Raw genomic sequence first — 16,094 nt, 5'->3', positions numbered from 1 at the left:
GCTGGACGCAAAAGGTAACTTTTTCCGTTCCGTGGTTATGTCTCTTTCCCCGCGTCGAAGACTTTCTCCGTTCTGTGATCTTCTCTTTTCCCGCGCATTTTCCGCGCACGGGGTCAATACGGCCGCGCTGCCGGATCGCCCCCGCAAAAAGGTCTCCAAAAGCACAAAAAGCAGATGCACCCTTCCGGGAAGCATCTGCTTTTTTTCTCATAAATGGTCTGATTTACTGAATGCCGTCGAGATGCGGAATGCAGGAGAATCCGCGTTCCAGGTCTGCATCTGTCGGGATATAGTCGGTCATCGTGCCGGCATTGTAGGCCATATAGGCCGCCAGATCGAAATAGCCGGTACCGGTCAATCCGAAGAGGATGGTCTTCTCCTCGCCGGTTTCCTTGCACTTGAGCGCTTCCTGAATTGCCACCGCAATCGCATGCGAAGATTCCGGCGCCGGAAGCGTTCCTTCTACGCGTGCAAACAGCTCTGCCGCCTCAAAAACCTTGGTCTGTTCCACGGACCGCGCCTCATCAAGATAGCCGTCGTGATAGAGCTGGGAGAGGATCGGGCTCATGCCGTGATACCGCAGCCCGCCCGCATGATTGGCCGAAGGAATAAATCCGCTGCCGAGCGTATACATCCTGGCAAGCGGCGTAACTTTGCCGGTATCGCAGAAATCATACGCAAACTTGCCGCGGGTCAAAGAGGGGCAGGAAGCCGGTTCCACCGCGATAAAGTGCGGCGCATGCCGTCCGGCGAGCTTATCTTGCATAAAGGGCGCCATCAGGCCGCCGAGGTTGGAGCCGCCGCCGGCGCAGCCGATGACGATATCCGGATATTCGTCGCATTTTTCAAGCGCTTTTTTCGATTCCAGTCCGATAATCGTCTGGTGCAGGAGCACCTGATTGAGCACGCTGCCGAGCACATAGCGGGTGCCCTCCGTGGAGACCGCAACCTCGACCGCCTCAGAAATCGCGGTGCCGAGGCTGCCCGTATTATCCGGGAATTCCGCGAGGATCTTGCGTCCGACATTCGTCGTATCGGACGGAGACGGAATCACCTTCGCGCCGTAGGTTTCCATCACCGCTTTGCGGTAAGGTTTCTGCTCAGAGGAAACGCGGACCATATAAACCCGCAGCTTCAGGCCGAAATAGCCGCAAGCCATCGAGAGCGCGGTTCCCCACTGGCCGGCGCCGGTCTCCGTCGTCAGAGAGGTCAGCCCCTGCTGTTTGGCATAATAGGCCTGCGCAATTGCGGAGTTGAGCTTATGGCTGCCGGACGTGTTCTGGCCTTCAAATTTATAGTAAATTTTCGCAGGCGTCCCCAGCGCTTTTTCCAGGCAATACGCGCGCACCAGCGGGGACGGACGGTACATTTTGTAGAAGTCCCGCACCTCGTCGGGAATGTCGATAAAGCGGTCGGTGGTGTTGAGTTCCTGCTTGGCAAGCTCCGTGCAGAATACCGGTTCCAGATCCGAAACCGTCACCGGTTTCAGCGTAGCAGGATTGAGGATCGGCGAGTGGTCGGTCTTCATATCCGCCCGCACATTATACCATTGCCGCGGCAGCTCTTCTTCAGAAAGATAAATTTTGTAAGGAATGTTTTTCATGGTTATTTGCCCCTTTCTTTGATTTGCTTCCCGTTGGCGACAGCAAGGAACCTTCTGAGGATGGCGCCGGATGAAATAAAAAAACTCCTGTCCCCGCAACTTTGCAGGGACAGGAGTTATACTCCTGCGGTACCACCTTGCTTGACCTTCTCTCAATCAAAAGAAAGCCCACCTCAATCAGACTGCTAACACAGCCCTGCCCTATAACGCGAGCACGCGTCTGCATATACTCGGCAATGCCTTTCCGCGCAGACCTCAAGGGTCCATTTGTCCGGTCCGCTAACTACCTGTATCCCACCACCACAGGCTCTCTGAGAATCCGTTACCGGTTTTATCTCCCTCTCAACGGTTTTGCAATTAAATTTGTCCTTATTATAGGCGTCCAAAATCGTCTTGTCAAGTCCTTTTTTCAAATTTTTCCACAGGAAGTATTTTCAACCGCGCACGCGCAGCGTGTTTCATCGCGCCGGAGATTTGCCCTATTCCGTAGCGCGCTGGACGCGGGAGGACACTTTTCCCGTTCCGCAGTTGTGTCTCGCCATGCCAAAAGCTTCCCCCGCCCTATAAACGCCCTGGACGCGAGAGGACACGAAGTGTCTTCCATCGCGCACGCGCAGCGTGTTTCATCGCGCCGGAAATTTGCCCCATTCCGTGGTGCGCTGGACGCGGGAGGACACTTTTCCCGTTCCGCAGTTGTGTCTCGCCATGTCAAAAGCTTCCCCCGCCCTATAAACACCCTGGACGCGGAAGGACACGAAGTGTCTTTCATCGCGCACGCGCAGCGTGCTTCACCACGCCGGAGATTTGCCCTATTCCGTAGCGCGCTGGACGCGGGAGGACACTTTTCCCGTTCCGCAGTTGTGTCTCGCCATGCCAAAAGCTTCCCCCGCCCTATAGACGCCCTGGACGCGAGAGGACACGAAGTGCCTTTCGTCACACCTGCCGCGCGTCTGAGCCTCGACTTTCCCGCCCTGTCATTCATTGGTTTTCTGCAAAGCGTCCTGGTTCCGAAAAGGCTCCGCCGGATTGCCCTGCGTGGCGTGTCCGGTATTCCTTCGGAGAAACGCCGTACTGTTTTTTAAATGCGCGGGAAAAATAGAGCGGATCCTCAAACCCCACCGAAAACGAAACCGACTTCACCGAAAGCGCCGTTGTTTCCAGCAGCATACAGGCCTGCAGCAGCCGGAACTGAATCAGATACCGCACCGGCGACACTCCCATATACCGCTGAAATTCCCGATACAGCCAGCTTCTGCACAATCCGGTGTGTTCGGCGATCTGCGCGACCGAAATCGGCCTGGAAAAATTATTTGCAATATACTCGCAAGCCCGGCGCACCTGTTCGCGCCCGGCCTCTACTCCGCCGGAGTTTGCCTCAATCAGCGCGGCAAAAAGCGCATACAGCCGTCCGGCCATCCGCAATTCTCCGCCGATCCCACTGCCCCGGCTCTCATAAATATCGAGCAGCAGCGCCTTGATCGTCTCTCCGTCTGCCGGATGCCAAACCGGCTGCCCGACAGAAAACGCCGTCTGGCTCAGCAGCAGCGGCGCCTCGCTGCCCTGAAATCCGGCCCAATAATACTCCCATGGCGTTTTTTCGTCTGCGCGGTATGAAATCTCCGTGTCCGGATAAGCTAAAAATAAATCTCCCGGGCCGATCGCATAGGTCTCTCCGAAAATAGTATACGTCCCAAATCCGGAGGTCACATAATGCAGCAGATAATGATCGCGCACACCCGGCCCCCAGCAAAACCCCGCACCGCACTGCTCAAACCCTGCATTATAGACGCAAAGCGACAGCACCGCGCGGTGTTCGGATTTATACGAATGCTTATACTGCTCTCCCTGCATGTGCACACCTCCCGTTTCATCTTATCCGATTTCACACAAAAAAGCAACATAAATCCATATATCAAAACTTTTTTCAATTGCGGCAAAACCCAAAAACGCAGTATAGTAAAAGAAAAGGAAAGGAGCGGATGATGATGGCTGAACTACGCTGGCACCCCCTGACACAAGACTGGGTTATGATTGCTTCCCACCGGCAAAACCGGCCGCAAATGCCGAAAGACTGGTGTCCGTTTTGCCCCGGCTCCGGAAAAGTCCCGGAGCACTTCGACGTCTACAAATACGATAACGATTTCCCCGCGCTCTCGCAGGATCCCCCGACCCCCGACGATGTTGCAGATGATTTTTTCCGGACGGCGCCGAGCTACGGAAAGTGCGAGGTCATTCTCTATTCCTCGAAACACACCGCCACGCTGCCGGACCTCAGCGACGAACATGTCGCAAAACTCGTGGATCTCTGGTGCGAACGCTTTGAAGCCATGCGGTCCGACCCCAAAATCAAATATTGCTTTATCTTTGAAAACCGCGGCGAAGCGGTCGGCGTCACCATGCCGCATCCGCACGGTCAGATTTACGGCTACCCGTTCGTCCCGAAAAAGCTGCGCCTTGAAACGGCCTCTGCCGCCGAATATGCGGCGGAGCACGACGGAAAATGCCTGTTCTGCGAGATGATGGAACACGAGCGTGCCGACGGCCGACGGATCATCTTCCAAAACGAACACTTTACGGTCTTTCTCCCCTTCTTCACGGAGTACCCCTACGGCGTTTATATCATCTCTAACCGGCACTGCAAATATCTCACCGATTTCACCAAAGAGGAACGCCTCTCTCTGGCCGTCACGCTCAAGCAGACCGTGACCATGCTCGATTCCCTCTTTGATTACACCTTCCCCTATATGATGTGCATGCACAACGCGCCCATCAACTGCGAAGAAGCAAACGGCGATTTCCATTTCCACATCGAGTTCTTCCCGCCGATGCGTTCTGCAGCCAAGATGAAGTACAACGCTTCGAGCGAAACCGGCGCCTGGGCGCACTGCAACCCCACCTGTCCGGAAACCGCCGCCGAAGAGCTGCGCGCAGCCTACCGGCGTGCCACCGGCCGGACGGAATAAAAGTCCATTTGACAAACGCAGCTGTTACTCTGCTCTTATAAAGAATCCTCCAAATCTTGTCCCCGCTAGGAGTGCACTGCGTGCCCATCGTAAGCAGCCGCTTTTTTGCGGCTGCTTTTGTCAAAACCCGCACCTTTCGGCGCAAAAAAACCAGACGAAACGCACTTCGTCTGGTTTTTCTTTTTTGAGCGTATCGGCCCGAGATTCAGGCCCATTAAAATGTCCGTTTCAGACGCGCTTCCGGTCGCAGACGGCGTCGCCGCCGCATCAACGAGCCGAGAAAGGCTGCACCATTAGCGCCGAGAAACCGCGCTTTCAAAGGTAAAACCGACGCATCCGCTGTGCCATGCAATCCTGCGCACAAAACCGCGCGCCGGAAATATTCTCCGCAAACGCAACTCCGCGCAGGGCCGCCGCAAAAGCGGCTTTTTCTGCTTGCCGGACTGCAAGCCGCCCGAAAACCGGCCCAAAACACGAAACCGCGCCTTTGGTCGGTTCTGCTGAAGGATCGGCAAAAGCACCGCCCTTACAGATTGCCGGTAAAACCGGCGCTTGCGGTTATTTTTGCATAAAATCTCTGGCGGCTGCTTCCATCAGCAGGAAAAACGCTTGCCCTTCCGGCGCAACGCCGGGCTTGTCAAAGGTCGGCGCGCCGCAGACGCCCTGCACAAGGCCGTAGCTGTCGAGCTTTTCCCAAGCGGCATTCCGCATTTTGTCGGCCTTCTCGAGGTATGCCTCATCGAGCCATCCGCCCTTCACGCCGCGGTAAATCGTATAGGCCGCCATCTGCGCAAAGTTCGTCTCCACAAAACTGTTCGGATCGTCCAGCACATCGTGGAACAGACCGTCCGGACGCTGCAGCTTCAGCGCCGCTTTCAAAAGCGTGTCAATCCGCTCAGCCAGCAGCTTCTTTTCCGCTGCATAGCGCTCCGGCAGCAGCGCAATCACGCGCGTCATACCGGCCATTGCCCAGCCGTTGCCGACGCCCCAAACCGCGTCCCGGATAAACCGCTGTTCGCCGTCATGCCAAATGTGCGAGAGCAGATTTTTCTCCGGCTGGAAGAGCAGCTTCCAGTACCCGTTCGCCTGCTTGAGCGCCTCGTCGTATTCTCCGGCACGCGCCAAAAACGGCGGAAGCATGTCAAAGGAGTCCACCCACATTTGCGGGGAATTATCGAGATGATAGACAATGCCGTCCGCATTGCGCGGCGCGGTCACCATCGCCCAATGCAGCATTTTTTCATACGATTCTTTAAAGACCGGATCCTTCGTCTGCTCATAGGCATAGATGAGCGGCTCTCCTGCCGCACAGGGATCCGTTACCGCCGGCTGTTCGCCAATCGAGGCAGCGCGTCCGTCTGCCGTCTGGCGGTTCTGTGCTTCTTTGGCCATCGCAATGACAACGTCCCGGTCGCCCTGTTCCAAAAAAGCCTGCGCAACGATTCCCTGTTCCCAGGAATACCGCTGCATTGCAAGTGTTGCAAGCTTTGCCTGTTTGAGACATGCCATTTTGTCCATGTGTGCTTCCTCCTCGGTAATTCGATTGACACAGCATCGTTTTTCTGCCGCAAATACGCCCATTCCGCGCATTTGCGCAAAAGCGTTTCTTTTCGCAGAACCGCAACCTGCTGCCGGAAAAACAACAGCGCACCGAATCTCTGGCCAAAACGTCTGGCGTCGGGCTGCTGAAGAAACCGGTCTCTGCCCGTTTTAGCCGGAACGCATTTTTTGTGCAGATTTACGCAGAGGAATTGGCTCGGCGGAGCCAATTCCTCTCCCAAAAACAAATCGTCTTACAGTTCAATTTGTGCCATGGTCGCCGGCATCTCGTGCTGGGTGTTGACCTTGTCCGGTCCGGTTACCAGGTCGAAGCAGGAAGCGACAATCACACCGTCCCAGATGATCGGTTCGCCCGGCTGATCGAGTTCCCCATGCAAGCCGTCGCTGTCCGGGCTCTGCGCAATCCGTTCGACGCGGCCGTCCGGATAAATTTTGCCGATCGCGTTGGCGCTGAAGTCCGCAACATAAATGTTGTGATCCTTGTCCATGATCATTCCGTCAGTGCTCTGCAGCTGTGCGGGATCCTGCGCAAAGACCGCGTTGCTCTTGACGCTGCCGTCCGCGTTGAAGGTGATTTTGTAAACCGCGCCGTCACCGAAGTTGCCGACATAGAGGTTGCCCTCCGGATCGAACACGATGCCGTCCGCGCCGTACTGGCAGTCGGGGTTCTGCGTGACAAACGTCGTGAGGATGTTCGGATCCTCCAGCGTATTCTTGATTTCGATGTTCTCATCGTCGAGCTTAAACCGATACACGCAGCTGACGAGCTTGCCGGAGGGATCCTCCACCTTCGTCAGATAGCTCTGCGTGACATACATGTATCCGTCGCGGATCCGGATGCCGTTCGGATGCTCCATATTGTATGCGACCACCGTGGTCTTGAGGATATTACCCTCGTCGTCTACCTTCAGTTTGAGCACGCGTCCCTTAAACTGGAGCTCCGGCGCGCCGGACCAGCCCTGGTTATCGCAGAGATACACATTCCAGTCGCTGTCAAATTCGATGCCCATGTTGCGCGCAACGCCGGTTTCCTCATGTACCGGCACGTCGAACCATTTCGTGACCTTGCGGTCCTTGTCGATCCGTACCACGACGCCGGAGGTCGAGGTATCCGCATAGTTCGGGCAGGAAAGCACCAGATTGCCGTGCCAGTCGATGGTCATGCCGTCAGGCGTATTGATGTAATCGGGCAGGATGGTAAAAAGCGTAGATTGTTTCATCAGTCACACATCTCCTTCTGTTTTTATCAAAAGCCCTCGGGCTTAAAACTTGACAACCATTTTCATCATCGGCTCGCGGCGTTCGATCTTTGCAAAGGCCTCGTTGAGGTCCTTAAAATCAAAGACATGCGAGACATAATCCGCCGGATCCAGCACACCGAGTTTCATCCAGTTGAGAATCTGGCTGTGCGCTTCGGCCTCCAGCTTCTTCGACGGGAACTGGTTAAACTGCAGCGTCCAGTTGTAGTCGCAGCGGCTCCAGTCGATCTCGCCCTTGTTGATCGGAGAAATGCCGTAAACACAGATCTTTGCGGAGGGCTTGATGATGGACAGGCCGGTATTGATAAAGGCCGGAATGCCGACGGCATCCAGGACAAAGTCCACACCGTCCGGGCAAATGCCGCGCACTTCCTTTTCGACATCGACCTCTTTGCTGTTAAAGACATAATCCGCGCCGTATTCTTTGGCGAGTTTGAGTTTTTCCTCGACGATATCGAGCGCGATGATCGGGCCCATGCCCATCAGACGCGCAAACTTGACAAAGCTCAGGCCGACCGGGCCGAGTCCCAGGATCGTGATGCTCTTATTCGGCTCCATGCCGAAGATTTTCATGGTGCTGAGCACCTCGCGGAAGGTGATAATCATCGCCGCGTTGACCGGATCGATGTCCGCGGGCAGTTTCTGCTGCGCATACATAAAGTCGTCCGGAATCAGGCCGTCCGCTTCCATCGCGGCCGCGTCGCTGACCACATTATATTCTGCATAGGAGCCCCACGCGCTGGTGTAGCCTTCGGGCGCGTCTCCGATAAAGGGCAGGATCACCAGATCGCCGATTTCAAAGTTTTTGACCTTTTCCCCTTTTTCGATCACGCGGCCGACGCCTTCGTGGCCGAGGACAATGGGTTTATCATAGGGAATCCCCTTAAACTTGTGATGGATAATTTTCATATCCGTCCCGTTGCAGATGCCGCAGCTCTCCATTTTGACCAGCGCGCTGTACGCATCGTATTTGGGCATCGGCAGCTCGTCGAAGCCACAGGTTCCATCCGGATAAACAACGTATCCTTTCATTTTGCAATCTCTCCTATCCATATTTTATTGCTTCCGCAGAACTTTCGAAGGGTTCCGGCTGTTGACAGCGCGGAAGCGGCGTGATATGATAAAAACGATCACGGTGCTAATATAAATACATAACACCGTACTATACTTATACCAGATTATTATGAAATTGTCAATATAACAGAACCTCTTCTTTGAATACTTCTTTGCAACGATTCATAAAAACATGGGACTTGGAAGCGAGGAATCCAAATGGAAAATAACAGCACACAGCAGCTTGCTCCGGCCGTTACCAATGCGGTCAAACTGATTGAACTGCTCGCAAGTGAATCCCAGGCGCTCGGCATCTCCGAGATCAGCCGAAAACTGGACCTGAACAAAAATATGGTCTACCGAATTTTAAACACCCTGCAGAAAGAAAACTGGGTCTATCTCGACGAGCAAAACGGAAAATACCAGCTGACGCTCCAGCCATTCCAAACGACCAGCAAGTCCCTCCAGCGCCTGACGCTCAACAACGCCGCGCTGCCGTTTGTCTATTCGCTCTGGCAAAAAACCGGCGAGAGCACCTATCTTGCCGTCCTGCGCGAAAATGCGGTCGTCTATATTCAGCACCTCGATTCCGTCAAAAGCGTCAAGGTTTCCGGCGCGGTCGGCGGCAGCTACCCGCTCTACTGCTCTGCACCCGGAAAGGTTCTGCTTGCCTATGCCGGCGACGAGGCCATCGACCGTTACTGCAAACTGCCGTTCCGGAAGATGACCGAACACACTATCACCGACCCCTATGAATTCAAAGCGTATCTTGCGCGTGTCCGCGAAAACGGCTATGCGACCGACATTGAGGAATTCGGATACGGCATCGTCTGCTACGCCGCGCCGATTTTCGACCACACCGGCGCAGTTGTCGGCTCGGTCGGGTGTTCCGGCTCCCTTGTCACCTGCGACCGCGACACCTTCGTCTCTGTTTACGGCCGGCGGATCAGCGAAACCGCCAACCAGATCTCCACGCTGCTCGGCGGCCGGGAGATCTATCCGACCGAAGGGCATTTTTGAGACGGTATGATGCGGGCTCCCGGATTTGACAAAAAGCATTAAAAAAAGCCCGCTGCGGGGCAGCCTTCCAAACCGGAAAGGCGCTTGCAGCGGGCGTTTTCTTTTTCATTATAAAAATAAAACGATTGCAAAAAATTCAGGCTAAAAACTGCGCGACACCGACAGCCAGCGGCATTGTCAAAATAGAAAACAGTGTCGTCAGCGATACCAGTTCCGCCGAAAGATCCGTATCCTGATGGAATTTCAGCGCAAACATCGTCGTAGCGGCAGCCGCCGGCGCAGAAGCCGCAATCGTGCTGGTCACCAAGACAACCCCGCGCACACCGCAGAGCGCCATCAGGCCCAGCGCCAAAAACGGCAGCAAAATCAGGCGCAGCGCCATACTCCAACAGACCGCACCCGAAATCGGGCACTCCCGAAAGCGGACGTTTGAAAGGTAATAGCCGATAATGAACATCGGCAGCGGGGTGTTGAGCGAAGCGATCGACGCCATCGTCGTATTCAGAAATTCCGGCAGCGGAATCGAGAGCAAAAACATCAAAATTCCGGCAAGTACCGGCAAGATGCCCGGATTGAGCAGAATCCGCTTTCCGGAAAACGCCTTGCGGTCGCCGCTCATCAAAAAGACGCCGAAACTCCAGAAAATCAGGTTGAAAATCGCAATGTACGCTGACCCGTAGAATACGCCGTCGCTTCCGAGAACCGCCTGCTGCAGCGGAATGGACATATAGCCGCAGTTTGAGAAAATCGCCGCAAACTGCAGCACCCGCCTGCGCGCCTGGTCGCGGTCGCGAATCAGCAGCAGACTCAGCACAATATTGATCAGGTGAATTCCCACCGCCGCGGCAAAGGCAATCAGAAATCCCCGCAGCATGTCCGGATCGAACGCGCGCTGATACGAGTAGAGAATCATGCACGGCGTCACAATATAGAGCAACAGATCCGTAATCGAGGCCACCGCATTTCCGGTCAGGATTTTCAGCTTTCCGCAGACAAACCCGACCGCCATGAGCAGGAACAGCACCAAAACCTGCTCACCAACCGTCAAAATATTTTCCAGCATTCGGTGCAATTCCCCCTCTTTTTTCGATGATCCGGACGCTTTATGCCCTTTTCTGCCGCCATTTCATTTGTTCTTTCTAAGCTTTGTCGCAATACAGCCGATCCTGTTCTCCGATTTCGCGGATCCCTACGGAACGCCGTGTGCCGCCGCATTGGCCGGAATATCCTGTGTTACCCTGCTGTCCGCGCCGATCCACGCTGCGCCATACGCATTCTGCATCCGTGATGTGCAGCATTCCGACGCCGCTTTACTGACGGAAACGCACACCGCGCGTGCGTTCCGGGATCCGCGCGTCCGCTATCGCGCTGCATACCGCCCGGTTTCCTGCTCTGCGCGTTGTACAGCAGAAGCAGCTCTCCGGTCGCCCGGTCGCGCCGCTTTTCTGTCGCGCCGCTTCTGCCGTGCTGCAAATCCTCCGGACGCAGCCAAACCGCGCAGCACGCAAATTCGCACGAACCCGCACAAATCCGGGGTCCGCCGGATTCGCCCGATACCGCTCGTTGCGGCGCCTCTGTTTTTTGCAAATTGTGGAAACGGCGCAGCTTTTGCGCGCCGCTTTGAACCGTACTTTTTACGAGATCAATTTTTGCAGGCGCGCCATGGCCTCTTTCGTCTTTTCCGCATCGCCGAACGCCGTCAGGCGGAAAAAGCCCTCTCCGTTTTCGCCGAACCCGCTTCCCGGCGTACCGACTACATTCGCTTCTTCAAGCAGCCGGTCAAAGAACGCCCAGGAATCCATGCCGTCCGGGCACTTCATCCAAACATACGGCGAATTTTCTCCGCCGGTAAACCAGACGCCGCACGCCCGGAGCGCCTGCGCCATCACGCGGGCATTTTCCCGGTAATAGGCAATCGCCTGCATCACCTGCTGCTGGCCTTCCGGCGTAAAGACCGCCTCTGCGCCGCGCTGGACAATATACGGCACACCGTTGAATTTCGTGGTCTGCCGGCGCAGCCAGAGTTTCGAAAGCTGTACGCCTTCAAACTGCAGCGCCTGCGGCAGCACTGTATAGCCGCAGCGCGTGCCGGTAAAGCCCGCTGTTTTGGAAAACGAGCAAAACTCGATCGCGCAGCTTTTGGCGCCTTCGATTTCATAAATGCTGTGCGGCAGCGCCGGATCGCTGACAAACGCCTCATAAGCCGCGTCAAAAAGGATCAGCGCGTGCTGCTTCTGTGCATAATCCACCCACTGTGCCAGCTGCTCCCGCGTATACGCAGCGCCGGTCGGGTTATTCGGCGAGCAGAGGTAGATGAGATCTGCCTGCACCGTGTCATCCGGCATCGGCAGGAACGCGTTTTCCTCTCCGGCGTTCAAGTACGTCACCGGACGGCCGAGCATCAGGTTGGTATCCACATAAACCGGATAGACCGGATTCGGCACCAGAACCCGGTTCTCCAGAGAAAAAATATCGAGAATATTGCCGAGATCGCTCTTTGCGCCGTCGCTGATAAAAATTTCATCCGCGGAAAGCGCAACGCCGTATCCCGCATAATGCGACTGAATTGCCTCGCGCAAAAAGGCGTATCCCTGCTCCGGGCCGTACCCGCGGAACGTTGCCTTTTCGCCCATCTCCGCGACCGCACGCTGCATGGCGCAGACCACAGCCGGGCAAAGCGGCAGCGTAACGTCGCCGATGCCCATCCGGATCACTTCCTTTTCCGGATGCGCCGCCGTATACGCCGAAACCTTTTTGGCGATCGTCGAAAACAGGTAGCTTTCCTGCAATTCAAGATAATGCCGGTTGATCTTCATACTGTGCCAGCCCCTTTCCCATTTTACTCCGCGATCTGCGCGGCATTTGCCTGCTTTTCTGCGCTGTACGCGAGAGACGCCTTGATGAATTCCAGGAAGAGCGGATGCGCGCGGTTCGGACGGCTCTTAAATTCCGGATGGAACTGTACGCCGACATAGAAACGCTTGTCCGTCAGCTCCACCGTCTCGACAATATGGCCGTCCGGCGAGGTTCCGCTGACGACAAGGCCTTTTTCCTCCATCAGGGCGCGGTAATCGTTGTTGAACTCGTAACGATGGCGGTGGCGTTCGCCGATCAGTTCCTTCTGATAGCATTTCTCCATCATCGTGCCGGGCTTAATTTTGCACGGATAGCTGCCCAGACGCATCGTGCCGCCCTTGTTCATCGAGTTGTTCTGGTCGGGCATAAAGTCGATGACCAGATGCGCGCCGCCCTCGTCAAATTCGCCGGAGTTTGCGTCCGCGATGCCGCAGACATGGCGCGCAAATTCGATCACGGCAATCTGCATGCCGAGGCAGAGCCCCAGATACGGGACATTGTTCTCCCGGGCATACTGCGCCGCCGCAATTTTACCTTCGATGCCGCGGTTGCCGAAGCCGCCGGGGATAATCACACCGTCACATCCGCGCAGGATGTCCGCGGCGTTGTCTTTTGTGACCGTTTCAGAGTCGATCCATTTGATCTCCACCCGCGCGCTGGTCTCATAGCCCGCATGGCGCATGGCTTCTGCAACAGAGAGATAGGCGTCGTGCAGCTGGACGTATTTTCCGACCAGTCCGATCCGCACTTTTTTGGTACGGTTGCGGATCCGGTCGAGCATGTTGCCCCAATCCTCCAGATTGCACACCGGCGCATACATGCCGAGTTCGCGGCAGACGATATCCGAAAAATGGTTCTTTTCGAGCATAATCGGCGCCTCATACAGCACCGGAAGCGTAATATTCTCGATCACGCAGTCGGGCTTGACGTTGCAGAAGAGCGCGATTTTATTGCGGATGCTCTCCCCGACCGGCTCGTCGCAGCGCATGACGATGATATTCGGCGAAATACCCATCGACTGCATTTCCTTGACCGAGTGCTGGGTGGGCTTGGACTTGTGCTCGCCGGAGCTCTTGATGTACGGCACCAGCGTCACGTGGATAAACAGACAGTTCTGCAGCCCGACCTCCAGAGAAACCTGGCGGATGGCCTCCATAAACGGCTGGCTTTCGATGTCGCCGGCCGTACCGCCGATTTCCGTGATGACAATATCGGCGTTCGACTTGTTGCCGACGCTGTAGATAAATTCCTTAATCTCGTTGGTGATATGCGGAATGACCTGTACCGTCTCGCCGAGGTATTCGCCGCGGCGCTCCTTGTTGAGCACATTCCAGTAGACCTTGCCGGTCGTGAGGTTCGAAAACTGGTTCAAGTCCTCGTCAATGAAGCGTTCATAGTGGCCGAGGTCCAGATCCGTCTCTGCGCCGTCCTCAGTTACGAACACCTCGCCGTGCTGGTACGGGCTCATCGTGCCGGGGTCCACATTGATGTACGGATCGAGTTTCTGCGCGGCGACCTTCAAGCCGCGCGCCTTTAAAAGCCGTCCGAGCGACGCCGCTGTAATTCCTTTTCCGAGGCCCGAAACCACACCGCCTGTTACAAAGATATATTTTGTCATGTTCTTTCGTCCTTTCCTTCGGTACGCCGCCTGTTTTCGCAGCCGTGCGCTCCCCCACTAATAAATCATATTTTGAAAAAAGCAGGCCCCCGTTCCCGCTTTTGATTCCGTTTTCTCTTCTATCAAAATGCGTAACTGCACGCTTACAAGCTGAACTGCCGGCGCCGTTTTTGGACTGCGCTGGTTAATGCCCGGCCGGTTTCTGCGCAAGCAGTTCTCTTTCGCTGGTGCGGTCCGCGTGCAGCAGCGCGATGAACACCACCCCGAACGGCAGGAGCGTCACCCAGATTGCCCTGCCGGAAAAGAGATGGCAAAACACCGTCCCGAGCGCCGCGCCCGCCAAAAAGAACAGCAGCATCTGCAAGTGCCGCAAAAGCCGCTTGCGATACCAGGCGTTCTCTGCGTTCCGGTGCAAAGCGGACTTTGCAAGCGCAATGGCGATTTGCCGAATATGGTTCGTCGCAAACGTCGTCGCCATCGGGACGCCCTCCGACTGCCGGAAGGTGTTGTACTGCATGGACGCGATAAAGTTAATCGCAATCTGCGAAATCTGCACCGGCGCGCTGTCCGGCACAAATCCGAGCCCCGCCACCACGAGCATTTCCACCGCAATCAGCAGCGTGTCCCAGCGCAGCAGCAGCCGGCGCTTCATCGGCCCGGGCAGCAGCTCCGAAAGAAACGACCCCGCAAAATAGGCGAAGATCGGGATCAGATAATAGAGCGCTTTTGCCCATTTTCCGCTGCCGAGCGCAATCCCCATCAAGACGACGTTGCCCGTCTGCGCGTTGCAGAAGACATTTCCGCGAAGTAAATAGGTATACGCGCCGAAAAAACCTGCAACGGTAATCAGCGTGTCATAAACCCAGCTTTTCTCGCACTCGAGATATTGTTTTTCCGCTTGCAGCGCGTGCGTATTCTGCGCTTGTGCGCTGTCTGTTGATTTCCCGCAGACACTGCTCACGGTTCTCTGCACCTCCGTGCGGGAGTCCTTTTTTGATTTTGAATCCGCAATATTGTTTCAGCCTTTCCAACCCATTTTCAAACCGGATGCATCCGGCGTTCCGCTCACACAATCCCAATTCATTGGTCTTGCCGGCTGATCCTAACCCAAAAACACAAGTCTTGTGCCGGTCAGGCCGCGCTGGAATGAAATTCTCCGCCGGCTTTGCGCCAGCATGCCGATGGTGCAAACCGGTTATTCCCATACATCCAGTCTCCGATCCTTGTCGTAATATCTGCGGTCCTGCTCTCCGATCTCCCGGATCACTTTGCACGGAACGCCGTATGCCGCCACATTGGCCGGAATATCGTGCGTTACGACGCTTCCCGCGCCGATCAATCTGTTTTCCCCAATCGTTACGCCGGGCAGGATCTGTGCGCCCGAGCCGATCCAGACATTGTCCCCAATGCAGACCGGCAGATTATAGACGTAATGATTTTTTCGCAGCTGCGGCAAAATCGGATGCCCGGAAGTCGAAAACACGACATTCGGCGCAATCAAACAAAACGAGCCGATGGTGATCCAGCCGTCGTCCACAAACGTCACGCCGGGCAGGATCTGTGCGCCCGAGCCGATCCAGACATTGTCCCCGATGCAGACCGGCAGATTATAAACATAATGATTTTTTCGCAGCTGCGGCAAAATCGGATGCCCGGAAGTCGAAAACACGACATTCGGCGCAATCAGACAAAACGAGCCGATGGTGATCCAGCCGCCGTCCACAATCGTTACGCCGGGCAGGATCTGTGCGCCCGAGCCGATCCAGACATTGTCCCCGATGCAGACCGGCAGATTATAGACGTAATGATTTTTTCGCAGCTGCGGCAAAATCGGATGCCCGGAAGTCGAAAACACGACATTCGGCGCAATCAGACAAAACGAGCCGATGGTGATCCAGCCGCCGTCCACAAACGTCACATTGGAGCTGACATACGTGCCTTCGCCCATCGAAACGTGCTTGCAGCCCCAATTGGCATGCACCGGCGTTTCCACCGTGCAGCCCGGGCCGATCTCTGCAAACAGCTGCGGCAGCATGGCCGCGCGGCGCTCCGGCTCCATGGGCGAAATCCGGTTATACTGCGCCAATTTCTCCGGATACTGGTGCTGTGCTGGTCGCCGAGGATCGCCGGATCATCATAATAATACGGCAGCCCCTGCTGCT

General features: G+C 55.8%; 13 protein-coding genes and 1 other annotated feature. Of the genes, 2 read left to right on the top strand and 11 right to left on the bottom strand.

Annotated elements, in window-relative coordinates; genetic code table 11:
* Window positions 1-223 precede the first annotated feature (223 nt).
* Together IAG03_RS02385 and IAG03_RS02380 are read right to left on the bottom strand one after the other, a co-directional pair.
* Window positions 224-1,603 (bottom strand): TrpB-like pyridoxal phosphate-dependent enzyme, encoded by a 1,380-nt coding sequence (locus IAG03_RS02385; protein WP_249318120.1) that lies wholly within the window; start codon window positions 1,601-1,603, stop codon window positions 224-226.
* A 102-nt stretch (window positions 1,604-1,705) separates the two neighbouring features.
* Window positions 1,706-1,958, bottom strand: a binding site (T-box leader).
* A gap of 623 nt (window positions 1,959-2,581) precedes the next feature.
* A complete protein-coding gene (locus IAG03_RS02380; protein WP_249318118.1) occupies window positions 2,582-3,454 on the bottom strand; it encodes an AraC family transcriptional regulator in 873 nt (290 codons plus the stop codon).
* 134 nt (window positions 3,455-3,588) lie between these two features.
* On the opposite strand from IAG03_RS02380, the gene galT reads away from it, so the two are divergent.
* The gene (galT, locus tag IAG03_RS02375) at window positions 3,589-4,566 is read left to right on the top strand and encodes a galactose-1-phosphate uridylyltransferase (RefSeq protein ID WP_249318117.1); all 978 of its coding nucleotides are present in this window, start codon (window positions 3,589-3,591) and stop codon (window positions 4,564-4,566) included.
* Between the two features lie 558 nt (window positions 4,567-5,124).
* On the opposite strand, the gene IAG03_RS02370 is transcribed toward galT, so the two are convergent.
* The 3 genes from IAG03_RS02370 to IAG03_RS02360 all read right to left on the bottom strand — a co-directional run bounded on the left by IAG03_RS02370 (window position 5,125) and on the right by IAG03_RS02360 (window position 8,417).
* Complete coding sequence (locus IAG03_RS02370) at window positions 5,125-6,084, bottom strand: glycoside hydrolase family 88 protein (RefSeq protein ID WP_249318115.1); 960 nt, start codon at window positions 6,082-6,084, stop codon at window positions 5,125-5,127.
* A 275-nt stretch (window positions 6,085-6,359) separates the two neighbouring features.
* The gene (locus IAG03_RS02365) at window positions 6,360-7,346 is read right to left on the bottom strand and encodes an SMP-30/gluconolactonase/LRE family protein (RefSeq protein ID WP_249318114.1); all 987 of its coding nucleotides are present in this window, start codon (window positions 7,344-7,346) and stop codon (window positions 6,360-6,362) included.
* 42 nt (window positions 7,347-7,388) lie between these two features.
* On the bottom strand, window positions 7,389-8,417 hold the full coding sequence (locus tag IAG03_RS02360) for a zinc-dependent alcohol dehydrogenase (RefSeq protein WP_249318112.1): 1,029 nt from the start codon (window positions 8,415-8,417) through the stop codon (window positions 7,389-7,391).
* A 240-nt stretch (window positions 8,418-8,657) separates the two neighbouring features.
* Here IAG03_RS02360 and IAG03_RS02355 point away from each other — a divergent pair, with 240 nt between their 5' ends.
* Window positions 8,658-9,458, top strand: a complete 801-nt coding sequence (locus tag IAG03_RS02355; protein ID WP_249318110.1) for an IclR family transcriptional regulator — start codon at window positions 8,658-8,660, stop codon at window positions 9,456-9,458.
* Window positions 9,459-9,594: 136 nt separating this feature from the next.
* Here IAG03_RS02355 and IAG03_RS02350 read toward each other — a convergent pair whose 3' ends face one another.
* From IAG03_RS02350 to IAG03_RS14200, 6 genes are all read right to left on the bottom strand, one after another.
* On the bottom strand, window positions 9,595-10,521 hold the full coding sequence (locus tag IAG03_RS02350) for an AEC family transporter (protein WP_249318109.1): 927 nt from the start codon (window positions 10,519-10,521) through the stop codon (window positions 9,595-9,597).
* A gap of 170 nt (window positions 10,522-10,691) precedes the next feature.
* The gene (locus IAG03_RS02345) at window positions 10,692-10,931 is read right to left on the bottom strand and encodes a hypothetical protein (protein ID WP_249318108.1); all 240 of its coding nucleotides are present in this window, start codon (window positions 10,929-10,931) and stop codon (window positions 10,692-10,694) included.
* A 161-nt stretch (window positions 10,932-11,092) separates the two neighbouring features.
* Window positions 11,093-12,274 carry an LL-diaminopimelate aminotransferase gene (locus IAG03_RS02340; protein ID WP_249318107.1) on the bottom strand — a complete coding sequence of 394 codons (1,182 nt, stop codon included), beginning with the start codon at window positions 12,272-12,274 and terminating at the stop codon, window positions 11,093-11,095.
* 23 nt (window positions 12,275-12,297) lie between these two features.
* Entirely contained in the window at window positions 12,298-13,932 is a 1,635-nt protein-coding gene (pyrG, locus tag IAG03_RS02335) for a CTP synthase (RefSeq protein WP_249318106.1), read from the bottom strand.
* Window positions 13,933-14,116: 184 nt separating this feature from the next.
* Complete coding sequence (locus IAG03_RS02330; RefSeq protein ID WP_249318105.1) at window positions 14,117-14,893, bottom strand: YoaK family protein; 777 nt, start codon at window positions 14,891-14,893, stop codon at window positions 14,117-14,119.
* A 234-nt stretch (window positions 14,894-15,127) separates the two neighbouring features.
* Complete coding sequence (locus IAG03_RS14200; protein WP_283242948.1) at window positions 15,128-16,018, bottom strand: DapH/DapD/GlmU-related protein; 891 nt, start codon at window positions 16,016-16,018, stop codon at window positions 15,128-15,130.
* Window positions 16,019-16,094: the final 76 nt, after the last annotated feature.

The sequence above is a fragment of the Yeguia hominis genome, assembly GCF_014384705.1.
Lineage (GTDB): Bacteria > Bacillota > Clostridia > Oscillospirales > Acutalibacteraceae > Yeguia > Yeguia hominis.
The sequence above is the reverse complement of the archived record's forward strand: the minus strand, read 5'-3'. Positions and strand labels throughout refer to the sequence as shown.